This window comes from Lentilactobacillus rapi DSM 19907 = JCM 15042, from assembly GCF_001436255.1.
Taxonomy (GTDB): domain Bacteria; phylum Bacillota; class Bacilli; order Lactobacillales; family Lactobacillaceae; genus Lentilactobacillus; species Lentilactobacillus rapi.
Map to the genome: position 1 here is coordinate 1 of NZ_AZEI01000086.1, position 24,970 is coordinate 24,970.

Consider the following 24,970-nt stretch of genomic DNA (forward strand, 5'->3'; position numbering starts at 1 on the left):
AATTTCCTTTTTTGCAAAAGTATACCAAAACTCAATTTAGATCTCAAACAGTTTCTGAGAACACGTCAGCCACAGGACCGCGTTCAATAATTTTGCCTTGATCCATAACAGCAACGTGTTGGCAAACGGATTTAATGACCTGCATTTCGTGAGTGATTAAGACGATGGTGAGGTCAAGAGTTTCATTGAGATGCTTGAGCAATTTCAAAATATCGTTAGTCGTTTTAGGATCCAAGGCACTCGTGGCTTCATCACTGACTAAGATATCTGGATCGTTGGCTAACGACCGGGCGATGGCGACCCGCTGCTTTTGGCCGCCGGACAACTGTTCGGGATAAGAAGCTTCGAATTCACCCAACCCAACTAATTCGAGGAGTTTTTTCGCCTTTGCTCGGCGATCATGCTTATTAATTGATTGGCTCAAGAGGGGATATTCAACGTTATTCAACACAGTTCTGGAATTGAGTAAGTTGAAGTGCTGAAAGATCATCCCAATTTTTTTGCGGGCTGTTCGCAAATCGGGATTGCTAAGCTGCTGAAGGTGGCGGCCACTAACCGTCACGGTACCAGTGGTTGGCTGTTGCAGTAGATTGATCGTTCTAACCAGGGTACTTTTACCTGCTCCTGAGTAACCGATAATGCCATAAATGTCTCCTTGATTAATTTGTAGGTTAACGTGATTAACGGCGTGCAGTGTCTTCCCATTTGATTGGAACGTTACACTGACGTCGTGAAGGTCGATAATTGGATTTGTTGCTTTTAGCATATTTTCACTTCCCTTAGTTAGAGTTTATTTTATTGATATCTCATACCGCCATCGACCAGCAAAGACTGGCCGGTGATATAGGCAGCGTGCTTGGAAACAAACCAGGAAACGACTTCGGCAACATCTGCCGGCGTCGCCTCTCTACCCAGGGAAATTTCCGAAAGGCAGTTGGCGCGTTGCTGTTCGACGGTGATTCCGTTAATTTCGGCACTTCGCTTGTCGATACCGTCTCGAAGTGGGGTGCGGACAATTCCCGGGTCATATGCATTGACAGTGATTTGGTATTTTGCCAATTCTTTGGACGCGGATTGGGTGATACCACGGATACCAAATTTTGAGGCTGAGTAGGCGCTTTGCAGGGCAGAGGCTTCAACACCGGCCAGCGAGGCTGCGTTGACAATCCGACCACCGTGGCCTTGCTTGATAAACTGTTCTGCAGCTGCTTGAACACCCCAGTAGGTTCCTTTCAGATTAACATCTAATAAGCGTTCGACGTCATTGGGGCGCGAGTTGACAAATGAATCAATAAAGGCAACCCCAGCATTGTTGATGAAAGCAGCCAGTTCACCCAAATCTTTAACGGCTGTTTTAACCAGGTCAAAGACTTCATCCCGATGGGCAACGTCAACGTAGTAGGCTTTTGCTTTGAAGCCAGCGTCTTTCAAATCTTTGGCAACTTTCTTGGCCGTCCGCTGGTTAATGTCGGCGACAGCTACGGCGTAACCGTCCTTGGCCAGCCGATGAGCAATTCCTTCACCAATTCCTTGTCCCGCACCAGTCACAATTGCTAATTTTGTCATCATTATCACTCCTTAAATTTTTCAATAAAAAAAGCACTTCTGTATCAAATACAGAAGCGCTTGATCGCGATGCCATCCTGAGTTCACTTAATCAGTTACCTAAAAAAGTCTCTTCAACCATCTCTCGTAAGAAATGGTGTGTCTATTAACGAAGACCACTCCGTCTGCCGCTTTCGAGGATCCCGATCGCGTCAGCCAATCATCGGCCATTTTCATTCCCGCACAAAGATCGACTTTCATCAACTGCCGACTCTCTGAACAATGCTTGGTAATTACTTTCCGAATCAAATTGTTTAGATAACATTATTAAAATCAAATGAGATAACACTGATAAAACTAACAGGTTCATTTCGGTTTGTCAACTCATTTTGGAAAATCGAAATGATGTGGAATCTTTGGCGGGAATTAAATTCTAGTGATAACCTAGATTATAACAATGTCCAAATGAATTTTCGAAAGGAGTCCAATATGTCATATCAATCTCAACCAACTCAAATCGAAGTCATCGGCGGCAACGTCAATAACCTGAAAAACATCTCGGTCAACATTCCGTTACATCAATTTGTCGCGATCTCCGGCTTATCGGGATCAGGGAAATCGTCACTGGCGATGGGGATCCTCTATTCAGAAGGGGCTCGCCGCTACCTTGATTCTTTGGCAACCTATACCCGCCGGCGGATCAGCCAAGTTGGCCGGGCAAATGTCAAAGAAGTCCGCCATATTCCGTCTGCACTCGCACTGCGTCAACGGCCAACTGTTCCAGGTGCCCGGTCGACAGTTGGAACCATGACCGAAATTTTCAATGTCTTGCGGTTGATTTATTCCCGATTAGGCTCACCAAAGTGTCCCAATGGTCACCAAGTACCACCAACAATCAATATTGCCGAGGCAATGGATAAACAAGACGACACGATGGGCGTCATCACTTGCCCGACTTGTGGCGTCAAATTTCATGCTTTTAGCGCGGAAGACTTTGCCTTTAATTCCGATGGTGCCTGCAAGAATTGTCAGGGGCTGGGGATCACCAAACAGCTTGATCCTGACCGGCTGATTGGCGACGAAACCAAAACCATTAAAGATGGCGCAGTTGCTGCATGGCGAACGCCTGGGCGAAACTTCATGCCAATTGTTGCTCAAGCCGCCGGGGTTCGAATCGACGTTCCGTATAATCAGCTGACTGATAAGGAACGGGAAATGGTTTTGCATGGTGGCCAGAAGCATTATGCGATCGACATTCCCAGCAAAAATGGCCGCGTCTTTCATATGGATAACGCGCTGTACGAAAATGCCTATAATGCCATCGAAGATAGTATGCGAACAACTAAAAGTGAGGTTGCTTTGAAGCGGTTGAATCGATTTTACCGGTTCTTCACGTGCCCGGTTTGTCATGGGACGCGAATTAACCCTGACCGCCTCAATCAGCTGGTAGCTGGTAAGAATATCGCCGAAGCAAGTAAAATGCCATTAAGCGACCTGCCAGATTTCGTGAAGCAAATTAAAGCTTGGCTGCCGGCGGATATGCAAAAATTAGCGAATAACCTGACTACCGAGTTACTCAATCAAGTTCAACCACTGTTGGATCTGGGTCTCGATTACCTAACGATGGATCGAGCTGGCGCCAGCCTTTCAACCGGTGAACTGCAACGAATTCAGTTGGGGCGGACATTGCGCACCCAGACCACTGGCGTCCTTTATGTATTGGATGAGCCCTCGGTTGGGTTGCATCCGGATAACGTCGCTGGGTTGATCAAAATCTTTCATCAATTAATCGATCAGGGTAATTCGCTGGTCGTCGTTGATCACGAAACGGCAATTATTGATGCCGCTGACTGGATCATTGAAATTGGTCCGGGTTCCGGCGCCAATGGTGGGACTGTGATTGATCAGGGAACCCCAAAACAAATTCATCATAGTCAACAGTCGTTGATTCGGCCATTTTTGACTGGTGAGGGCAAATTGGTGACCCGCCAGGTTGCAAAAGACGATGTATTTGCCAAGGGCAGCGTTTCTTTGACGATTACCCACAAATTCAATTTAAACGATGTGACTGCCCAGTTCCCCGTCAATCGCCTCATTGCCATTACTGGTTTTTCTGGTGCGGGTAAGACAACCCTTGTCCTTGATGGGTTGTTGGATGCCTTTCAAGCAAAATTCCATCACCGGACGATGCCAGATTATATTTCAAAGTTTGAGCCCGCGAAATTAAAACACATCGTCAGTGTGGATGCGACGCCGGTTGGGAAGAATGCCCGGTCAACTGTGGCAACTTACACCAATATTATGGATAATTTGCGAAAACTGTACGCAGGCTTGCCAGCTGCCAAAAAAGCCGGCTACTCTGCCAGCTATTTTTCATATAACAATAAACAAGGCGCTTGCCCAACGTGTGGGGGTACCGGCGAGATTTCACTGGATATTCAATACCTGCCGGATATGGTTGAAGTTTGTCCGACTTGTCATGGGAAACGTTTCAATCATAAAGTCCTCGCGGTGAAGTGGCGGGGAATGTCAATTGCGGATGTCTTGGATTACGATATTGATCACGCAATTGCGTTGTTTAAAGATAATTCATCGGTGGCTCAGACTCTGAATGTGCTGCAGCAGATGGGATTAGGGTATCTCCATTTAGGTGAGGCCACTCCAAGTTTGTCCGGTGGGGAAGCCCAGCGCTTGAAGCTCACTTCGCACATGAAACGCAGCCAGAATGATACGTTATTTATCTTTGACGAGCCGACGGTGGGCTTGCACCCACTGGATGTGCGGGTGTTGCTGAAGGTGTTCTCTCAACTCATCGACCAAGGTGCCACCGTGCTGATGATCACCCACGATCTAGACTTAATGGCCAACGCGGATTACATGATTGACATGGGTCCCCGCGGTGGTGATCAAGGTGGCAAAATTGTGGCGAAAGGCCAGCCACAGGAATTGATTAAAAATCCCCGGAGTTTGACGACGAGGTATCTGAGGGCGCAATTTGAGAAGTACCAATCTTAAATGGACGCCGTTTTGAATTCAAATTAATTTTGAGTATTCCCTCCCCATTTGATATGCTGAAATCAATCAGAGTCCCCGGAGGAAAGCCACATGCCACAATCACGTTCAACGCAAAAGCGCGGGTTAATCTCAAAGGTGTTGCTACTGCTTTTGGTGATCTATTTAGTTGATATCAGTCTGGGGTTGCCAGATTCGTTGCTCGGATCGGGATGGCCAGACATGCATTTGGATCTGAATGTGCCGGCCTCGTACGCTGGCTTTATCACGATGATCATCGCGGCTAATACGATTATATCAAGCTTGCTGTCGACTAGAATGACCCTTAAATTTGGTGCCGGGGTTGTGACTTTTATAAGTATTTTACTAACGGCGATTGCCATGTTGGGATTTTCACTTTCCAATCAGTTCTTCATGCTATGTCTTTGGGCAATTCCTTATGGACTGGGTGCTGGTGCAATCGACGCGGCTACCAACAATTTTGTTGCCCTGCATTATAATTCTCGGCAGCTCAATTGGTTAAATAGCTTCTGGGGTGTCGGGACAATTATCAGCCCAGCTATCATGGGCGAGAGCTTAAGTACCAGTGGTGGCTGGCATCTCGGTTACGTCATAGTTGGAAGCATCCAACTGACGATTGCCGTGATTGTCTTCTGCAGTTTACCGTTGTGGCGCCAAACTGAGGCTCACCACCGGAAAATTGTTGGTGAGTCTAAGCAGATTTCAAATCGACAAATGACCAAAGTTCCCGGGATGTGGGCCGCAATTCTTGCCTTTTTTGCTTATTCGACGATTGAGCAGACAACGGGTTTATGGGCCAGCACTTTTCTGGTTCAGACGCACGATTTGGATATTGTCACGGTTGCCAAGGCTGGATCTCTATTTTATATTGGGATCACTGTTGGTCGGTTCATTGCCGGGATCATTTCGAATCGAGTTGGCGATTATTGGCTAACCAGTGTGGGTTATTCAATTATTGCAATTGGGATTGTCATGCTGCTATTGCCTCATACTGGTTACGCATTTGCCATGGTTGGCCTAGTGATTGTGGGGCTGGGCTGTGCGCCAATTTGGCCGGCAATTTTACACTCAACCCCAACTAATTTTGGCATTGAGCATTCGCAAACGGCGATGGGAATTCAAATGGCGGCTGCCTACACAGGAACAACCACGATGCCACCGGTATTTGGCTGGTTGGCGGGGATGGTTGGGATGAAGTTGTTTCCGATCTTCTTGTTATTATTTTTATTAATTTGTGCCTTGGCAACCAAACGACTGAAAGCTTTGGTTAGCAGGGATCATCAAGGCCTTTAATTTGAAAATCAATATGAAAAAGCTCAGACTGGGACTACAGGCGTTTTGATCCCAGAATTTAACGAGAAAAACCAGTTATTCCTGATGTTGGAATAACTGGTTTTTCTTGTTAAATGGCCGGGATCAGCCGTTTGTCGCAGCTTTTATCTGAATATCAGTGGCGGTCCAAATGATGATCACTGATTGAAGATCAACATAGGTCCCACCCTCAGCTTTTTTCACATTAACTGCAATTAGTTACTAGTGTGTGCTTCCACATTTTTAGCATCTGATTTTGCCATTCGAGTTCGCAAGGTTTCCTCGATATCTTCGAGAGAACGGTTTCTGGTTTCGAAGACTTTCTTTTGAACGAACCAGATTGAAGCAAAGCAGAGAACGGCGTACCCGATAAACAGGCTTCCGGTACCAAAGAAGTCAAGCAATGGTGGGAAGGTTAATGAAACGATCATGTTGGCACTCCAGTTGATCACACTTGAGAAGGAGTTACCCAACCCACGAATGTTTAATGGGAAGACTTCACCGATCATTACCCACATTACAGGGCCCCAAGTTGCGGAGAAGAATGCAATGTAGATGGTGAGGGCGATAACACAGATTACGCCGGCGGTCAGACTGTGACCAGAGAACTTCATGGCAAAACTCATAACCAGTAGAGAGACGCCCATTCCCAGCGCACCGATGTTTAACATCTTGCGGCGATCGATTTTATCCATAATTGCCACGGCGATAGCGGTTACAATTACGTTGAAAATTCCAATCCCGATATGGGCAATTAAAGCGGCAGACACACCAAAGCCAACGTCGGTAAAAATAGTTGGGGCGTAGTAAAGCACGGTGTTACAGCCCATGACTTGTTGGAAGATAGCTAACCCAACTCCAATCACGAGGGAAGGACGAACTAATTTACCGAATAATTCTTTCCAGCCGCCACTCTTGATGGCTGCCTGTTCCTTGATGTCAGCGAGTTCACTGTCCACGACACCAGGGTTCTTTTTATTCATGATCTTAAGAATCTGTTTAGCTTCTTCAGGCTTGTTTGCCTTAACCAGAAAACGGGGGCTTTCTGGCAAGATCAAGGCACCAAAGAATAGCAAGGCTGCTGGAACGGCCGCAAATCCTAACATCCAACGCCAACCGCTGTAGAAGCCGGATAGGCCATAGTTAGTAACGTAAGCCAAGAAGATTCCAGTCATAACCATTAATTGAAATAGACTAGACATTGAGCCTCGCTTATCGGCAGGTGATAGTTCTGCCAAATAGGTTGGAATCAAGGCAGAGGCAGCCCCAACGGCCATTCCTAAGATGATTCGCGATAGAATCAGTGTCCAAAATTCTGGTGAAAAAGCGGAGCCAATCGCCCCAACAAAGAAGATAATAGCTGATAACAAAACGAGTTTTCGCCGACCAAACCGATCAGACATTGGTCCAATCACGGCAGCTCCCAAGATCGCGCCAAGTAATACGGCACTAACGACCCAGCCCTGCTGCCATGAATCTAGATGTAGTTGCCTTTCGATAAAGAGGATCGCTCCGGAAATAACTCCGGTATCGTATCCAAATAGTAGTCCACCCAAAGCTCCAAAGAAGTAGACAAATCCAGCTGATACTTTATGAATCTTAACTTGTGGCTTTGAAGAATTTTCCATATTTTGCACCCCTTAAAAAGATAAGTGAGCAGAGCAAAGCGGTTAATAACCGGAGCATAAGTCTCCACAACCAGAAATCCTGGGTTTGGATTTTTGGTTGTGGTGCTTATGTGCAGGTTATTGCTTTGCGGAGCTGTCCTAGAAATAAGTGAGCAGAGCAAAGCGGTTAATAACCGGAGCATAAGTCTCCACAATCAGAAATCCTGGGTTTGGATTTTTGGTTGTGGTGCTTATGTGCAGGTTATTGCTTTGCGGAGCTGTCCTAAAAATAGTGAGCGGATCCAAGTGGTTAGGGATCGGAGTGTAAGTCTCCTCGAACGGAAATTCCGGTTTTTGGAATTTTTGTTCGAGGTGCTTACATGTAGATCCCTGCTTGGAGGAGCTGTCCTAAAAATAGTGAGCTGAACAAAGTGGTTAGAAGTCGGAGCGTAAGTCTCCTCAAGCGGAAATTCCGGGTTTGGGAATTTTTGCTTGAGGTGCTTACGTGCAGACTTCTGCTTTGGTAAGCTGTCCTAAAAATAGTGAGCCGAACAAAGCGGTTAGGGATCGGAGTGTAAGTGGCCGCTGAGGGAAATTCCCGATTTTGGAATTTTTCTCAGTGGTGCTTACATGCAGATTCCTGCTTTGAGCAGCTGTCCTAATTCACTGCCACCAGGAGGCGATCCTTGCGCCAATAATTGACTGATTATTAACTTTTGAAAGGTCTCTTGGCTTTAAACTATTGACACTGGGAAACAAACAATGTAAGTTGATTGAGATAGTTGGTTTGTTGAATGAACTTTCCAACGAAGGGAATATTAGCACATTTATTTTTGAAAAGCAATCGCTTACATCTCAACCTAATTTTCACCAAGATAAATGGCTTATACTTTTGATAACATCATTGTTGCCAAACTTGGTATATTAGTTGTAGAGTATAGAGTTAGTAAAGAATGAAATTTTAGTAAACGTAAAAGGGAAGGAATAAAATCAATGACAAATGCAACGGGGAGGGAGCTATTTCACAAGCAAAACCTGGATTTGGTTCTCCAACAAATTTTTAATAATAAAAATATTTCACGAATCGACATTTCGCGAACGTTGAATTTAAATAAGTCAACGGTTTCGGCCCTTTATAATGAGTTGGATGAAAAAGGCATCCTGAAAGAGGTTGGTTCCGGTGAATCTACCAGTGCCGGTGGCCGCAAGCCGGTGTTGGTTAAAATCAATGAGCGCTATGGTTACACGATGAACTTTGACCTAGGGTTTCGTCACCTTCACGTGATGGGCAATTATGTCAATGGTAAAGTCTTTTACTACCAACGAATTGAGGTTGGTGGCCGCAATATTCATCAAATTGTGGACATAATTGACCAGCAACTGGCGGCTTCGTTTCAAAATGATCAAACTAAGCACGGCCTGTTTGGAATTGGGTTCTCAATTCACGGGATTGTGCAGGATAATCAAATTCTGAATTCACCTTTCATTGATATGGACGGGGTGGATTTAGCTGACCGATATTCAACCAAGTTTGATGTTCCCGTTATTTTGGAAAATGAAGCCAATCTTTCAGGCATCTATGAGCGGGACTTTAACGATGGCCGCGATAAGGATAATATTGTCGCCATTAGTATTCATAAAGGAATCGGTGCCGGGATTGTCCTCGATAAGCAGTTGTATCGTGGCTTTAACGGTGAAGCGGGTGAAATTGGCCGCTCATTGATGTTTACCGAAAATTTCACGGATAATAAGAATGATAAAGTGGAAGATTTTTGTTCCGAGGATGCCATTATTGATCAGGTGGAAGCTCAAACAAAGCGGCAACACCTGACCAGAGAAGACTTGGTTAAGATGAATCAAGCCGGTGATCAGATTGTTCAAAAAGAATTGGTTCACTTTACGTATGCCATTTCTCGGGTCATCTACAACGTGGCCATTAGTTTTGCCCCCGAGGAGCTGTATATCAATTCACCACTCATTGAAGCGATCCCAGCACTCTTTGATGATGTGGTTGCCAACACTCAGAAATTGGGGATGAAGATTCCAATTCGATTAATCGTGCATTCAGGTTACGCGACCTTGTTGGGTTGCTGCTCGTTGGTGACTCATCGGGTATTGAATATGGACGACTATGATTTGGCGTTTGAATTGAAAGAGTAGTGAGCGACCGGTTGACACGGTTAATAAAAGGCCCTGCAAGTAAATCCTAATTGGAGGATTTTGCTTGCAGGGCCTTTCATATGAGGTAGTAGTCGCATTGAAGCGGTTGTGAAATGGTATGGTTATTATTGAAGATTAACCTGAAATATAATTTTCTTGAATCGCCTTGGCATACTTGGTTGTTTTAGAAGATTTCCGGTATTCGGCAGGGTTATTGCCGTTTAATTCTTTAAAGTTGCGATTGAAAGTTCGCAGGTTGGAATAGCCAACAGCAAAAGCAATGTCAGTGATGGCCTCATTAGAGTTCTTAAGCAATTCACGGGCTTTTGAAATTCGAAAACTATTTAAATATTTTGTATATGAAATATTCATCGTTTTTTGGAATAATTTAGACAAATAAACGTAATCATAGCCAATCGCAGCTGAAATTTGCTTTAGCGTACATTCTTCTTGGTAATGGTTGTTAATATAGTCAATAATTAAATGAATAGTTGTCAACTGGGAAGATGCTTTTCGAGGGGCAAGGCGGGTTTGTTCGACAACCTTATTACACAATCCGTAAAGAAAACTCTTAATGCCAAAAATATTGTTCATATGTTCAAATTCTGGCGGGGTACTATCAAAAATAACCGGATTATCTGGCACTTGGTCAGTGTACTGCTCACTGAACGCACTGATGATTTCTGGAGAAAATAAAATAATGGTCGCTGTTGTGTTCGGAGCCATGTCAAATCCATGAATTTGATTTGGAAAAACGATGATGAATTGGCGGGGATTGATATGATAGACATGATCGTCAACTTGCTCTTGAACTTGACCTCTTCTGACGTAGAGAATTTCAAATGCTCGATGTAGATGAATCGGATAATTTAAGTCTGTAACATCAAAATGTTTGAAGATTGGTTTGGATTCCAAGCCAAAATGCTGGAATAATACCATTTGAAGTCACCTCGATAATGACAAATATTGTCTCATTTATAACAAAAATCAAGCTATCATGCAAATTGTAAGCGCTGTAAAGTTAGAGAGGAACAGCGTACAGGTCGTTCAATCATTGAATTTGGGAGGAGTGCTATTCATTGACAATTTATCATGTTTCAAAGAGTGGCGATGACCAAAATCCTGGGTCAAAGCAAGCCCCGTTTCTGACGATTAATCAGGCAGCACAAACGGCTCAACCTGGCGATACGATCCTTGTCCATCAGGGAACTTATCGAGAGTGGGTCAATCCACAAGTCGGCGGAAGCAGTCCGAAAAAAATGATCACTTACCAAGCCGCAAGCAATGAGCGCGTAATCATTAAAGGCTCTGAGATTGTGACTCATTGGGAAGATATGGGGCATGGCATTTGGAAAGCAGTTGTTGACAATCAGATTTTTGGGAATTTTAATCCCTTTGCGTTTGAGCTGAATGGCGACTGGCTTGAACAGGGAAATGGCTGTCACGCGGGAATGGTGTTTGTAGATGGCAAGGCGCTATTTGAAGCTCATGATTACAACGAGATGGCAACGGGGATTGCTGCAGGTCAGGTACGGGAATACATTACCCAAAAGACCGTTCCTAATCCAAATCACCAAAGTGGCAAATATAAATGGTTTGCCGAGGTTGGAGCTACCCAAACGACGATTTATATCAATTGTCATGAGATCGATGTTAATAAACAAACCGTGGAAATCAGTGTTCGAAAGTTTTGCTTTTATCCTCAAAAAACGGGTCTGAATTATATCAAGGTTGCCGGATTTGAAATGGCGCAGGCAGCCACAAATTGGGCGCCGCCAACTGCAGAACAAGAAGGCTTGATTGGCGTCAACTGGTCCAAAGGCTGGGTCATCGAAAACAATGACATTCATGATTCAAAGTGCTGTGGAATTAGTCTGGGGTCTGTGCCAATTAGCAAGTCAAAACAAAATCAATTTGCGGCCAAGCATGATCGGCCGGGATATCAGTATCAAATCGAAGCCATGTTTCATGCGTATGCTCAAAACTGGGACAAGGACCATATTGGGTCCCATATCATTCGCCATAACCAAATTCATGATTGCGGTCAGGCTGGTGTGATTGGGTTCTTGGGTGGGGCCTTTTCAACTATCTCTGATAATCATTTCTACCAAATTGGGACCCGTTATGAATTTGGTGGCTGGGAAATTGCGGCCTTAAAATTGCATGCACCAATTGATACCATCATCGAACATAACCTGTGCAATCAATGTTCACTTGGTACATGGCTGGATTGGCAGGCGCAGGGAACCAGGATCACCAAAAACGTGTATGCAGAAAATTTGCGCGATTTACTTTTCGAGGTGAATCATGGTCCTTTCTTGGTTGATAATAATATGCTCTTGTCGAATGAGGCGATTAATGAATTCTCACAGGGTGGGGCGTTTGTTAACAATTTGATTGCGGGCAAAGTCCTGATTCAATCTGTCTTGAATCGAACGACGCCATACCATCAGCCACACTCGACCCTCATCAAGGGATACGCCTGTATTTATGGTGGGGATGATCGATATTTGAATAATATTTTTATTGGCAAGCCAAATGACCCTGACTTGAATAAACAGATTGGAACTGCTATCTACAATGGGAGTCCCACCTCGATGGCTGAATTTAAGGCTGCTGTCGAGCAACGACTTCCTGGAGATATCGAGTTGTTTGAAACGATTCGTCAGCCAGCATATATTGATCACAACGTTTATCTTGGCGGTGCCCAAGCCTTTGATCAGGAACAAACGACTATTCAACAAACTGAATGGCAGGCCAAATTGAAGGCGTCAGTTCAGAAATCAACGGTTGGGCTACAAATCAACATTCCACCAGAATTAATTGACTTTTTAGTGCCAATTCAAGATACCGAATCGCTTGGAAAAGTTCGATTGGCAGATGCAGATTTTGAAAATCGCGATGGTTCTGAAGTCAGAATTGATGAAGATATTAATCGTGATAAAAATGCGAGTCTGAGAATTGCGGGCCCAATTAATCAGCTAAAGCCCGGAATGAATCAGCTTAAATTCAGTGGTTTTTAAATTTGTACATTTCACCAGCTTCGTCATTTGGCGAGTGAAGGATGGTTAACAGATAAAGTGAGGTTCCAATAATGAGCGCAGAGCTCACTAATTGGAATCTTATTTTTGTCTGTTGAGTTTAAGCTAACGTAACGACACATCCTGCTATACCAGCTCTTTCGCCGGACATGATTTGAGAGCAAATTAGTCAGATGACAATTATTGTCCAATAGAAAACAAATAGCAGCATATCGACAAGTTTGTTTTGGGAATAAACTAACGTTGTACTTAATTAAGTTACGGTTTTCGAGATTATTCATTAGGTTTGGCTTTTTTTAAGGATGAATGAAAGCGGTTGCTAAGAGCCCTGGAGTTTATTGGCGATACAACTAAACGCAGCTAAATGACGGTGACGACCGTCTGAATGATTTGCAATTTTAACAAATGTTTGGGCTTTTAAAAATCACTTTTGTTCGGAATCAAGATAGTTTAACGCGTTTCATAAATAAAATTGTAAGCGGATCCACCCAGGTGGGCGGAATCAGGCTTGCAGTGAGCATGTCAATAAATAGAAAAGGTGAAGATGATGGCACAAAATGAAAATGTCCCAGAATGGCATGGGACGGTTCTAGATAGTGAGCAACCCAAGAAACCAATCAAAATTGGGATTGCCACCGGGATTGGCGCACTCTTATGGTTGGGACCTTATTTAGGAGTTAACGGTGTTTTGCTTCCTGCCAAGGTTCAACAGATTATCCCTTCTGAAAAAGCCCAAGTGGTCGCGTTACTGGCTTCGGCCGCAATGATTGCTGCAACGTTGGCGAACATTGTTATCGGTGGGTTCTCTGATATTACCCGATCAAGATTTGGTCGCCGGACCCCCTGGATCATTGCAGGATCTGTTGGAAGTTTGCTGACATTGCTGTGGTTTAACATGGCTGGCACGGTAACAATGATGGTGGTTGCCTGGTGTTCGTATCAAATTTGTTTGAACGCGATTGTTGCTCCATTGCTTGCATTTTTGCAAGACCAGGTTGCGCCGAAGAACCGGGGAACAATTTCATCAATTTACGCCTTTGGTTATGTAATCGGGCAATATGGTGGTCAAGTTGTTGGTGCGCAATTCTTAAGTCATGTAGGGACTGGGATTGTTGTCATGGCCTTCTTAACATTACTTTCTGGACCGCTTGCCGCAATTATCGTTCGGGAACCATCTAGCTTAGGAATGCCGAAGAAGCACTTTACCATGGGAATGGTTGTTCAAAACTTTATTTTCCCATTACATCATGCAAAAGACTTTTACTTAGCCCTGTTTGGTAAGTTATTAATCAACACGGCGACGACTGCCATCATGGGTTATCAATTGTACATCTTGAGTGATTACATTCAGTTAAATACTGGTGGTCAACAGAAGTACATTTCAATCATTAACATGATGCTGATGGTAACTGCAATTATTATGTCAATCAGTGCTGGTCCGGTCTCTGACTGGATGAAGAGTCGTAAAATCCCCGTATTCATTGCAGCGTTCTTAGTTGCTGTCGGGGTTGCCTTCCCAATGTTGAGCCGTAACCCTTGGACTATGTTAGTTTACGGATTACTTGCCGGTCTTGGAATGGGAATCTTCTTTGCGGTTGACCAAGCCTTGAACTTGGAAGTTTTGCCAAATCCACAAACAGCCGCTAAAGATTTAGGAATCTTGAATTTAGCTAACACTGGTTCACAAATTATTGGACCAATTGTGGCTGCCTCAATCGTTACAGCTAACCACGGCAGCTACTTTGGAATATTCCCGGTATGTGCCGGTCTTGCCCTTATCGGTGGCGTGATGATTCTCTTTGTTAATGAGCATCGAGACGTGAAGACGCAAGAAGCAAATGCCAAGTAACAGTCAGAATGGTATCAATCAGTCCTTAAGGTGTATTGTCTTTGCCACCTTAGGATTGTCATAAATGATGTAAAGACAAATACAAAACAGAGGTGAATTTTATTTATGAGTGCAACACAAATCGAAAGTACTCAAGACTCACAACTTGTAAAGAGTGAGTTGAGCACCACGACCGAGAAGCTTCATAATAATCTCGAAGTTGGCACTGAAAAGCGTCAAGAAATTTGGGGCTTTGGCCAAACTTTTAACGAATTAGGTTGGCAGGCATTACAAAGTCTTTCTGAAGAAAAGCGCAATGAGATTTTGGACGATTTGTTCAAGCCTGGTGAAGGCGAAAATTATCGAATCTGCCGGATCCCGGTTGGTGCCAGTGATTATGCTTTAAACTGGTATTCATTAGACGAAACACCGGATGATTATGAATTAACAGATTTTTCCATCGAACGTGATAAAAAGTATTTAATTCCGTATATCAAGGCTGCCCAAAAGCGGAACCCAGACATCGTCTTTTCCGCTTCACCATGGAGTCCGCCTACATGGATGAAGACTAAGCCCGTGTATAACTACGGAATCTTGAAACATGATGAGAAGACCCAACAAGCTTATGCCAATTACTTTGTAAAGTTCATTCAAGCATATGAGGCTGAAGGAATTCATATCAGCCAATTGTTCCCCCAAAATGAACCACAACGGGATCAGAAATTCCCATCATGCTACTGGACTGGTGAAGAGTTACGTGATTTCATTAAGAATTATCTTGGACCAACCTTTGAAAAAGCAGGGTTGAATACCGATATTTGGTTAGGAACGATCAATTCACCACTCGAAGATACGGAAATGACCAAGGATGAAACCACTGACTATCCCGTCATTACCGAAACGGTTCTTTCAGATCCAGATGCTTACAAGTACATTAAAGGGGTTACCTACCAGTGGGCAGGCAAGTCAGTGCTGCAACGGACTGTTCAATCATTCCCAGAACTGAATTACTTCCAGTCAGAATCTGAATGTGGTAATGGTAACAATACTTGGACGTATGGGGAATATGTCTTTAACCTGTTCCGTCACTATATCAGTAACGGCGTAAATGCTTATATGTACTGGAACTCCGTTTTACAAGATGGTGAAAGTACCTGGGGCTGGCTGCAAAACAGCATGATCTCAGTTGATTCTAAGACTGGACAATCGACGTTGAACCCTGAGTACTATGTCATGAGACATTATGCGCATTATGTTCAACCTGGTGCCCACTTGCTTTCATATGGTGGTCACGCCGCTGGTGAAGCGACGGCGTATGAAAACCCAGATGGCAGCAATGTTGTGGTTATGTCAAACAGCATGAATCATGATCGTGATATTACGATTAATGTTAAGGGTGACACATATAAGGCCCATCTAAAGGCACATTCATTCAGTACGTTTATATTTAAGTAAAAATTTTAGTATGGTATCAACCAACTTACAAACAAAAAGGAGGGACGGGGATCTTGATTCCTCGTCTCTCTTCTTTACAAAAATCTTGAATGGTTATTTGTTAAGAATTATTAACTAATGGAGGAATCGTATCGTGAAACTAGCAAGAAGATTCCGACGATTGGCTAAAGGGGCAGTTATAGCCGCTGCAGTGGCCGTCGTTGAAACAACCGGATTGTCAGTATCAACCCAAGCTGATAGTAAGCTAACACCAATTAACACTAATGTGTACACGCCTAAGAATGATGGTAGTGGTTGGTTAAATGGCAAGAATTATGCTGCCCTATCACCACGAGTCATTCAATTGGAACACCAAGCAAACCCCAAAGATAACGGAAAATTGCTAATGACTTTTGAACAGGTCATTACAAATAATCAGGCCAAAACGGGAAGTCCAAGTTTTCCAATTTATGAAAGTGATGATAGTGGTAAAAGTTGGAAGAAGGTTTCTAGCGTCCTGCCAACCAATCACCAAGGCAATAGTCCTAGATGGGGATTCATGAACTGCCCACAGCTTTATGAATTGCCAGAAAAGATTGGTGACATGCCAAAGGGAACAGTTGTGTTGGCAGGAAATGCCACACCAAATGACTTCAACGATCCTAAGGCCGCAACTGACCTTGAGATGATGAGAAGCGACGATGCTGGTCAAAATTGGACGTTTGAAAGTTCAATTGCCACCGCTGGTCCTAGCAAGTTACTTGGCGATCCAGTCTGGGAACCATACTTAATGGTTTATAATCATCAATTAGTTTGTTATTACTCGGATGAACGGGATAGTAGTGGTCTTAAACCAAAAGCCCAAGCCTTAGTTCACCAAACGACGACGGATGGTAAAACTTGGTCGCCAATCAAATTTGACGTTGATCCGAATAAGATCAGTGATAGTCGCCCTGGGATGGCAACTTTAGCTCAGTTATCGAATGGTAAGTGGGTCCTAACTTACGAACAAGAGGGGGGCAAAAATTCGGGAGCCAAGATTTCTGACGACCCAACCAATTTCAATAGTGCAGATGCTGGTACGACGATCGCCCCAGGTGGTGCTCCATATGTGACAAAATTAAACAATGGCGACATTGCCTTTAATAACAATGGAAATAGCACGAGTGATAACAAAGGCGGATATGTATTTGTCTTTAAGGATCAGGAAAGCTTGTTAAAAGGGACCTGGCACCCAACTAAGCAATATTCAACACAAACAGGAATTGGCTACAATCGTCAGATATTACCATTAGCTAATGGGATGCTGCTGATTGCCAATGGTCATGAAACCAATTGGAATCCAAGTCGAATTGATGTTGAAACGATTGACGTTGGGGACACGGAACAAACTGGCGGCAATGTCACCGTTCATTATGTTGACCAAAACGGCAAATCGATAGCTCCTGATGATGTGTTAAAAGGTGGTCAAATTGGTACCAGTTATGACGTAAGTGCTAAGACAGCAAAACAAATTGATGGTTATACCTTAACGGGCATTACGACTGGCAAAGATGACGTAACTGGTAATTTTGGTGCTGACCCAATCGATATTACGGTGAGCTATCGAACGATCCAGTCGAGTGGTACGCCAACCGGGCCAATTATACCTAATTCGAATACGCCGACTAATCCGACCAACCCGACTACAGATACGCCCACTAAGCCGACTTCAACTAATCAAGCGGCTAAACCTACAAAAGTCAAACCATTCATGGCTTATGCCAAACGAGTAGTCTACAAGTACGATAAAGCCACGTTTACTCACTCGGCTCGTTTAAGCAAGGTTGCCAAGAATACAACAATGAAAGTTGTGGCAACGGCTCAATCAACTAATGGTGCTAAGCGCTATCAGTTAAGTGATGGTACTTATGTAACAGCCAAGGATTCGTTTGTGGCCCCACTATACTTAACAAAGAAAGTTAAACAATTGCGGGTCATCAAAACAGAAGGTGTATACACGTATAAGGAACGAACGTTGGCCAAGAAGAATCGGGTTAAGCATGTAAAACGAGGGACGACATTGAGAGTGAAGAGATTGATTACTCACCGTCTCACAACTCGCTATCAATTAACTAATGGCAATTACGTGACGGGGAATGTACAGTTCGTCAAATAAGTGTATTGGTTAATAATTCAATTTGGTTAATCCTTTATCCTCCGTGTAACCCCATTTACGGAGAGATGAAGAATTAAAATAAGCTTGCTGCTAAAAATTCTGACTTTTTGGCGGAGCTGAGATGGCAGTGCGGTCAAAAGCACGGCCATTTTTTGTTAGTACCCGCGAATAATAATATAACAAATCAATAAAAAGCCATTAACTGAAAGTCGGCTAACTTTCAATTAATGGCTTTTTGATCATATTATATGGAACACGAGAGCTATATTACTGTTCCGCATTTGCCGTAACCAGACTGCGTTGATGCAGGTAGGTCACGCCACCGAAGACGACGGTCCAGATGATGGCACCGACCGCACCGATGATATTCTGTGGAATGAAGAACAACGTGATAAAGATAATGGCAAAGAAGGCAATGGTGAGTGGGCTAGTGACCGAATACCAAGGCATTTTGAAGCCATTTGGCAAGAAGTCGGTCGACTCACGATACTTTCTGTGGGCGATCATGGCCAGTGCATAAACGATGATGTACATGTCGTTAGATGAGCCGGCAACAATCGTGAAGACGGAAGCAGTGGCACTGGTTAAACTCATGATCGGGGTGATCAACAAGAAGAGTGCCGAGACAATGATTGCGGCAGCGGGAACGCCATTTTTGGAAATCTTGGCGATATGTTGGTGCATCCAGCTATCTTCCGGATTTTCTTGAGCAATTTGATACATGTGGCGGCCAGCTGAGAAGATGAAACTATTCAATGATGATGAAGCTGACGTCAACACAACAAAGTTAATGATGGCAGCCGCTGCAGGGAAACCAGCCAATTTGAATACCTGAACAAATGGGCTGCTGGCTGCGTTGAGGTGAGTCCAAGGAATAATCCCCATGATGACAATCAAAGCGCCAAAATAGAAGATCAAGATTTTCAGTAAGGTTTCATTAACAGCCTTCTTGATAATCTTGTGAGGAGTTTCGGCTTCACCAATGGTAATGCTGACAAATTCGATTCCTTGAAAGGCAAAGAAGACCATCGGAAAGGCGGAAATAAATCCTAAGCCACCATGAGGGAACATTGTGAAGTTATGAAAAATGTTTTGAATGGATGCATGACCAAGTGGGGTAACTGAATGACTGAACATCATGAATGCCCCGGTAGCGATCAAGGCAAGAATGGCAATAATCTTAATTAAAGCGAACCAGAATTCTGCCTCGCCAAATACTTTGGCGGCGATTAGGTTAACTGAAGCCAAAGTTCCCAGGAAGACTAATTGAATAATCCACGAGGGGATATTGGGGAACCAGAATTGAATGTAAGTAGAAATGGCTGTGATTTCAGCCATGGCACAAAATGAAAGCCCCAGCCAGTAAGTCCAGCCTGTGAAGTGACCAACTGTTGGCCCCAAATATCGGGTAATAAAGGCAACAAATGTATGTTGTGAGGGATCAGAATAAAGCATTTCGCCAATTGCCCGCATCATTAAGAAGAAAAAGATTCCTAATACTAAATAAACTAATAAAATAGAGGGTCCGGTCTTACTGATGGTGGTTCCGGAGCCAAGAAACAACCCGGTACCAATCGTGCCACCAATCGCAATCATTTGAACGTTGCGGTTGCTTAAGGACCGCATCGTACCATCTGCATTTTCAGTAATCTGAGATTTTTCCATGAACTAACTTCCTTTCAAAAATTTAAATAATAGCTTAAATTAGAGAATCTCTAATCAAATTGGCATTATCCTACCACAGATGATCATTGTGGTGGCATTTTTGAAAGGAAGTTTTAACATCATTTTTTAATTTTAGAATATTTTTTATGGAAATAAGGAAAAGTGAGCAATCTTCCTATGAAAATAAAAAAATTCTTTCAAAGCATGGAAGCAAGTAGTGGGAGTTGGACCATCAGTCTCTGATGAGCAGATTTCTGCTACTTATCTTCCGGTAGCTTCAGCGGTCGGGGGCCAATATTGGTCGTAAAGGCCACGTTCGTATGGGTATTTCCAAACTCCTTTAACGACGCGTTAAATTCGTTCAGCTCAGTCATCGTTTTGTAAAAGACTTTGAGCTGAACGGCGGCGTCCCCAGTGATGTAGTTACACTCGACGACATTAGGAACTTTTGAAATAAATTCAACAAACTTCGGCATCTGCTTGTAGCTGACATCCAGCCGGACGAATGCTTTGATGAGGTAGCCTAATTTTTCGTAATTAACATTAGCGGTGTAGCCGTTGATAAATCCATGGTTTTCCAAGTTCTGTAGGCGAACGGAAGCCGATGGCGCAGAAATGAAACAGCGTTCCGCGATACTTTTAACAGAAGCGCGGCCGTCTTCTTGTATAATGTTGAGAATTTTGCGATCTAATTTGTCCATCTAATCGGGCTCCCTTCGTAAACCAAATGATAAATTACATTATATCATCACTAAATTGGGTTTGCTGATCTAGGCATTTCAGCTAATTATGTCAAAAAATCAGTGAAAGGGATTGCAAATAAATTCTAATGTTGTAGAATATAGCTTGTAAGTTGGTTGTGCAAACAAACTAATTAAAAATTGGAGGACTTCTAAATGAGTTATTGGAATGTCGATAAAATCAAGTACGTTGGTACCGGAGAAAAAAAGTCAGGATTAGGGTTCCAGTATTACAATCCAGATGAAGTTGTTGGTGGTAAGAAAATGCGTGACTGGTTACGCTTTGCCGTAGCATACTGGCACACATTTGATCAACGACTAGTCGATCCATTTGGCGACGGAACTGCCCTTCGTCCATATGACAAGTACACAGATCCAATGGACCAAGCATTGGCAAAAGTGGATGCTGCCTTTGAATTCTACGACAAATTAGGCGTTGACTTCCTTTGCTTCCATGATCGTGACTTAGCTCCTGAAGGTGACACCCTTCGTGAAACTAACAAGAACTTGGACAAAGTGGTTGATAAGATTGTTGAGAACCAAAAGACTTCCGGAATGAAAGTTCTTTGGAATACTTCAAACTTGTTCACGAACCCTCGATTTGTTGAAGGTGCCGGTACTTCTCCATATGCAGACATCTTTGCCTACTCAGCTGCTCAATTAAAGCACAGTCTTGAAATTGGTAAGCGAGTTGGCTCTGAAAACTACGTATTCTGGGGCGGCCGTGAAGGTTACGAATCACTTTGGAACACTGATATGAAGCGTGAACAAGAACATGCTGCCAAATTATTCCACATGGCTAAGGATTACGCTAACGAAATTGGCTTCGACGCTCAGATGTTGCTCGAACCAAAGCCAAAGGAACCAACCACTCATCAATATGACTTTGATGCCGCAACCACTATTGCGTTCATGAAGGAATACGGCTTGGACAAAGACTTCAAGCTGAACTTGGAAGGCAACCATGCCAACTTGGCAGGACACACTTATCAACACGAAATCCGCGTTGCTAGAGAAGCTGGTTTGCTTGGTTCCCTTGATGCTAATCAAGGTGACAAGTTAATTGGCTGGGATATCGATGAATATCCATCAAATCTTTACGAGACAACCGCTGCAATGACTGAAGTTGTTGAAAATGGCAGCATTGGCCCTCGTGGTGGCTTGAACTTTGACGCTAAACCACGTCGTTCATCATTCGAACCAGAAGACCTCTTCTATGGCCACATTGTTGGTATGGATAGCTTTGCTGCTGGTTTGCGGGTAGCTGTTGCTATGAAGAGTGATGGCGTTCTTGATAACATTGTTAAGAACCGTTACAGCTCATTTGATTCAGGAATTGGTGCCGATATCGAAAGTGGCAAGGCCAGCATGGCTGACCTTGAAAATTACTCATTAGATAAGACCCAAAAAGAATTGCGTGACGCAACGCATTCTGATCATTTGGAAGAGATTAAAGATACGATTAATCATTATATTATCCAGACACTAAAATAGAGTGCGGAACCAAGCGGTTAGAGACTGGAACCTAAGTTTTCTCCGCCAGAAATCCTGGGCTTGGATTTTTGGTGGAGAATGCTTAGGTGCAAGTCTCTGCTTGGTGGAGCACATTTCCACTATGTTGCCAGGGGACCATTACCAGGTTTGAAATTTTTGGTGATGGTGCTTATGCGCAGATTGCTGCTTGGTGGAGCACGTTTCAGCAATATAATGGTTGAACACAACGTATAATGGGAATGGAATTAATTTTCCATTCCCATTTTTAGATGAAGGAGGAACACATATGACCGACTGCGTATTAGGAGTGGATCTCGGCACGAGTGCCGTCAAGGTCTCGGCCGTCACCCAATCCGGGGAGATTATCGCCCAAGAAGGGATGGATTTCCCGCTCAATCAACCCAAGCCAGGCTATGCGGAACAAAACCCCAACGACTGGGTGAACGCAACGACTGTGGCGATTGTTAAATTGATTTTAAATGATTCACTGAAACCAGAACAAATTAGGGGGATCAGTTATTCGGGTCAAATGCACGGATTGGTCTTATTAGATGAAGATAATAAGGTCTTGCGGCCAGCCATGCTCTGGAACGACACCCGTTCTACCAAACAACGCGAAGAAATTATGGCTAAGATGGGTGACCGCTTTGTTGAAATTACCCATAATCAGCCGCTCGAAGGCTTTACGCTGCCAAAACTCCTTTGGGTGAAGGAAAATCAACCAGAAATCTTTGCCAAAGCGAAGACCATGCTGCTGCCCAAAGATTACCTGCGATTTAGAATGACCGGCAAGTTAGCGATCGATTATTCGGATGCTACTGGAACGGTCATGCTGGATGTAGATAAACAGGAATGGAGCCAGGAGATCTTGGACGCCTTCGATATTCCAGCCAGTCTCTGCCCACCGTTGGTTCGGTCCATCGATAACACTGGTAATATTGACGAATGGTATTCAATGTATTCCGGCCTCTCAACCGATACGGTCACATTTGGTGGTGGCGCTGATAATGCCTGTGGGGCCGTTGGAGCCGGAATTGATAGTCCTTCCAAAGTACTTTCAAGTATTGGGACCTCTGGCGTTATTTTAAAATACGAACCCCAAAAGGAAACCAATTATAATGGTGTCTTGCAGTATGAAGACCATGCCATTCCAGATGCTTACTATTCAATGGGGGTTACTTTGGCCGCTGGTTTTTCACTCAGCTGGTTCAAAAAGACGTTTGCTGAAAAAGAAGACTTCACTGAAGTTGTAGATAGTGCCGCCAAATCAACAGTTGGTGCCAATGGATTATTGTTTGCTCCATACATTGTGGGTGAGCGGGCCCCCTATGCCGATGCTGATGTTCGAGGCAGTTTCATCGGGATTGACGGCATTCACAAACGCTATGATTTTGTTCGGGCCGTCTTGGAAGGGATCATCTTTTCATTCAGGGATATCTTGGACATCTATGAAAAGGAAGGCGCCAAGTTTGATACGGTTGTGTCAATCGGTGGTGGTGCCAAGAGCCCATTGTGGCAACAAATTCAAGCTAATATTTTCAATACCAAAGTGGTTTCCCTGCAAAATGAACAGGGACCAGGCCTAGGTGCCGCAATGTTGGCTGCTGTTGGTCTCGGCTGGTTTGAAAATATGCAAGAATGTACCAAAGTTTTTGTGAAGTTTAAGGATGTATTCCTGCCAGAAGAAGACGATGTTGTCAAGTATCAGAAATTGCATGACATCTATAAGCAGATTTATCCAAGTACCAAGCAGATTACCCATGAGTTAGTCGCTTATCGTCGGGAGAATGAAGAACAGTAAGCCACTAGGTTAATAACAAAAAAGAACCGTTGTCCCGAGGGAAGCGGTTCTTTTTGCATCGTTATTGAAATTATCTGTAAACCATCCCACCATCAACCAGAATTGTTTGACCGGTAATGTAGTCTGAATCTGGGGATGCTAAGAATGAAACGAGGTTGGCAACATCTGATGGTACTTCGTAACGACCTAATGAAATATCAGCCGTGTATTGGGCAAAAGCGTCACCTGGTTTGAGGGATGGATCGTTCTTAACCATCTCGGCGTCAATCCGATCCCACATTTTGGTTTTGGCAACGCCGGGTGCATATGCATTGACATTAATCTTGTACTTAGCGAGCTCTTTTGAAGCTGTCTGGGTAAACGAACGAACCACGTGTTTGGTAGCGGAATAAGTGCCTAACATTGGATAGGATTCGTGGCCGGCAATACTGGAGGCGCTGATAATTTTACCGCCTCCACCTTGTTTGATGAACTGGTCGGCGGCTGCCTGGGTACCAAAGAGCATCCCGAAGGCGTTAATTGAGAACAGCCGTTGAAGTTCGTTTTCGTCGATCTCAAGTAACGGCTTAACCGCTTCTACCCCAGCATTATTAACGAATACGTCCAAGCGGCCAAAAGTATCAACCGCATGTTTTACCAAGGCAAATTGGTCATCTCGCTTGGAGACGTCGCCAGAAAAACTGGTTACCTCAATTCCTTTGTCCTTAAATTCTTTCTCAGTTTCAGCTAATAAATCCTTATTGATATCGTGAAGTACAATTGCAAACCCATCTTTTGCCAGTCGTTCAGCGATGCCTTTCCCCAAACCACCTGCTGAACCAGTGATAACTGCAACTTTTTCTGCCATGATTAATTCCTCCCCAAAAACAAGTGAGCGGATCCAAGCGGGAATAATCGGAATATAAGTCTCCTTCGGTGGAAATCCTGGTTTAGGGGATTTCTGCCGAAGGTGCTTATATGCAGATTATTGCTTGGAGGAGCTGTCCTAAAAAACAAGTGAGTGGATCCAAGCGCTTAGAGATCCGAGTGTAAGTCTCCTCGAACAGAAATTCCGGTTTGGGGAATTTTTGTTCGAGGTGCTTACATGCAGATCTCTGCTTGGAGGAGCTGTCCTAAAACAAGTGAGCGGATCCAGGCGGTTAGCAACCGGAAC

The 24,970-nt window shown here is 43.9% G+C and carries 15 protein-coding genes and 1 pseudogene; 9 read left to right on the forward strand and 7 right to left on the reverse strand.

Going from position 1 to position 24,970, the window contains the following annotated elements; all coding sequences use genetic code 11:
- Positions 1 to 55 precede the first annotated feature (55 nt).
- Positions 56 to 766 (reverse strand): annotated as a pseudogene (locus FD12_RS13165) (methionine ABC transporter ATP-binding protein); the annotation flags it as partial.
- 29 nt (positions 767 to 795) lie between these two features.
- Entirely contained in the window at positions 796 to 1,566 is a 771-nt protein-coding gene (locus FD12_RS13170) for an acetoin reductase (protein WP_056983438.1), read from the reverse strand.
- Between the two features lie 468 nt (positions 1,567 to 2,034).
- Here FD12_RS13170 and FD12_RS13175 point away from each other — a divergent pair, with 468 nt between their 5' ends.
- Together FD12_RS13175 and FD12_RS13180 are read left to right on the forward strand one after the other, a co-directional pair.
- Positions 2,035 to 4,560: an excinuclease ABC subunit UvrA gene (locus tag FD12_RS13175; protein ID WP_056983439.1), complete on the forward strand. Its 2,526-nt coding sequence runs from the start codon at positions 2,035 to 2,037 to the stop codon at positions 4,558 to 4,560.
- Positions 4,561 to 4,650: 90 nt separating this feature from the next.
- On the forward strand, positions 4,651 to 5,871 hold the full coding sequence (locus FD12_RS13180; protein WP_056983440.1) for an MFS transporter: 1,221 nt from the start codon (positions 4,651 to 4,653) through the stop codon (positions 5,869 to 5,871).
- A gap of 233 nt (positions 5,872 to 6,104) precedes the next feature.
- On the opposite strand, the gene FD12_RS13185 is transcribed toward FD12_RS13180, so the two are convergent.
- A complete protein-coding gene (locus FD12_RS13185) occupies positions 6,105 to 7,487 on the reverse strand; it encodes a sugar porter family MFS transporter (RefSeq protein ID WP_202813474.1) in 1,383 nt (460 codons plus the stop codon).
- Positions 7,488 to 8,489: 1,002 nt separating this feature from the next.
- Between FD12_RS13185 and FD12_RS13190 the strand changes: the two genes are divergently transcribed.
- Positions 8,490 to 9,656, forward strand: a complete 1,167-nt coding sequence (locus FD12_RS13190; RefSeq protein WP_054748398.1) for an ROK family transcriptional regulator — start codon at positions 8,490 to 8,492, stop codon at positions 9,654 to 9,656.
- A 135-nt stretch (positions 9,657 to 9,791) separates the two neighbouring features.
- On the opposite strand, the gene FD12_RS13195 is transcribed toward FD12_RS13190, so the two are convergent.
- Positions 9,792 to 10,595: a helix-turn-helix transcriptional regulator gene (locus tag FD12_RS13195; RefSeq protein WP_056983442.1), complete on the reverse strand. Its 804-nt coding sequence runs from the start codon at positions 10,593 to 10,595 to the stop codon at positions 9,792 to 9,794.
- A gap of 140 nt (positions 10,596 to 10,735) precedes the next feature.
- On the opposite strand from FD12_RS13195, the gene FD12_RS13200 reads away from it, so the two are divergent.
- From FD12_RS13200 to FD12_RS13215, 4 genes are all read left to right on the forward strand, one after another.
- Entirely contained in the window at positions 10,736 to 12,679 is a 1,944-nt protein-coding gene (locus tag FD12_RS13200; RefSeq protein WP_056983443.1) for a DUF1565 domain-containing protein, read from the forward strand.
- 565 nt (positions 12,680 to 13,244) lie between these two features.
- The gene (locus FD12_RS13205; RefSeq protein WP_056983444.1) at positions 13,245 to 14,546 is read left to right on the forward strand and encodes an MFS transporter; all 1,302 of its coding nucleotides are present in this window, start codon (positions 13,245 to 13,247) and stop codon (positions 14,544 to 14,546) included.
- Between the two features lie 105 nt (positions 14,547 to 14,651).
- Positions 14,652 to 15,980, forward strand: a complete 1,329-nt coding sequence (locus FD12_RS13210; RefSeq protein ID WP_054748399.1) for a glycoside hydrolase family 30 protein — start codon at positions 14,652 to 14,654, stop codon at positions 15,978 to 15,980.
- A 133-nt stretch (positions 15,981 to 16,113) separates the two neighbouring features.
- Positions 16,114 to 18,117 carry a DUF5776 domain-containing protein gene (locus FD12_RS13215; RefSeq protein WP_056983445.1) on the forward strand — a complete coding sequence of 668 codons (2,004 nt, stop codon included), beginning with the start codon at positions 16,114 to 16,116 and terminating at the stop codon, positions 18,115 to 18,117.
- A gap of 267 nt (positions 18,118 to 18,384) precedes the next feature.
- On the opposite strand, the gene FD12_RS13220 is transcribed toward FD12_RS13215, so the two are convergent.
- Positions 18,385 to 19,782: an amino acid permease gene (locus tag FD12_RS13220; protein WP_056983446.1), complete on the reverse strand. Its 1,398-nt coding sequence runs from the start codon at positions 19,780 to 19,782 to the stop codon at positions 18,385 to 18,387.
- Between the two features lie 257 nt (positions 19,783 to 20,039).
- Positions 20,040 to 20,483 (reverse strand): Lrp/AsnC family transcriptional regulator, encoded by a 444-nt coding sequence (locus FD12_RS13225; protein ID WP_054748407.1) that lies wholly within the window; start codon positions 20,481 to 20,483, stop codon positions 20,040 to 20,042.
- 195 nt (positions 20,484 to 20,678) lie between these two features.
- On the opposite strand from FD12_RS13225, the gene xylA reads away from it, so the two are divergent.
- Together xylA and xylB are read left to right on the forward strand one after the other, a co-directional pair.
- Positions 20,679 to 22,016: a xylose isomerase gene (gene xylA / locus FD12_RS13230; RefSeq protein ID WP_056983447.1), complete on the forward strand. Its 1,338-nt coding sequence runs from the start codon at positions 20,679 to 20,681 to the stop codon at positions 22,014 to 22,016.
- Positions 22,017 to 22,302: 286 nt separating this feature from the next.
- Positions 22,303 to 23,817: a xylulokinase gene (xylB, locus tag FD12_RS13235; RefSeq protein ID WP_054748409.1), complete on the forward strand. Its 1,515-nt coding sequence runs from the start codon at positions 22,303 to 22,305 to the stop codon at positions 23,815 to 23,817.
- Positions 23,818 to 23,887: 70 nt separating this feature from the next.
- Here the strand turns inward: xylB and FD12_RS13240 are convergent, their stop codons facing one another.
- Entirely contained in the window at positions 23,888 to 24,664 is a 777-nt protein-coding gene (locus tag FD12_RS13240; protein WP_054748412.1) for an acetoin reductase, read from the reverse strand.
- Positions 24,665 to 24,970: the final 306 nt, after the last annotated feature.

Bases quoted from the DNA above. Each gene is read 5' to 3' on its own strand.
- xylA (WP_056983447.1), top strand. From the start codon at position 20,679: ATGAGTTATTGGAATGTCGATAAAATCAAGTACGTTGGTACCGGAGAA.
- FD12_RS13220 (WP_056983446.1), bottom strand. From the start codon at position 19,782: ATGGAAAAATCTCAGATTACTGAAAATGCAGATGGTACGATGCGGTCC.
- xylB (WP_054748409.1), top strand. From the start codon at position 22,303: ATGACCGACTGCGTATTAGGAGTGGATCTCGGCACGAGTGCCGTCAAG.
- FD12_RS13210 (WP_054748399.1), top strand. From the start codon at position 14,652: ATGAGTGCAACACAAATCGAAAGTACTCAAGACTCACAACTTGTAAAG.
- FD12_RS13190 (WP_054748398.1), top strand. From the start codon at position 8,490: ATGACAAATGCAACGGGGAGGGAGCTATTTCACAAGCAAAACCTGGAT.
- FD12_RS13195 (WP_056983442.1), bottom strand. From the start codon at position 10,595: ATGGTATTATTCCAGCATTTTGGCTTGGAATCCAAACCAATCTTCAAA.
- FD12_RS13175 (WP_056983439.1), top strand. From the start codon at position 2,035: ATGTCATATCAATCTCAACCAACTCAAATCGAAGTCATCGGCGGCAAC.
- FD12_RS13240 (WP_054748412.1), bottom strand. From the start codon at position 24,664: ATGGCAGAAAAAGTTGCAGTTATCACTGGTTCAGCAGGTGGTTTGGGG.
- FD12_RS13205 (WP_056983444.1), top strand. From the start codon at position 13,245: ATGGCACAAAATGAAAATGTCCCAGAATGGCATGGGACGGTTCTAGAT.
- FD12_RS13180 (WP_056983440.1), top strand. From the start codon at position 4,651: ATGCCACAATCACGTTCAACGCAAAAGCGCGGGTTAATCTCAAAGGTG.
- FD12_RS13225 (WP_054748407.1), bottom strand. From the start codon at position 20,483: ATGGACAAATTAGATCGCAAAATTCTCAACATTATACAAGAAGACGGC.
- FD12_RS13170 (WP_056983438.1), bottom strand. From the start codon at position 1,566: ATGACAAAATTAGCAATTGTGACTGGTGCGGGACAAGGAATTGGTGAA.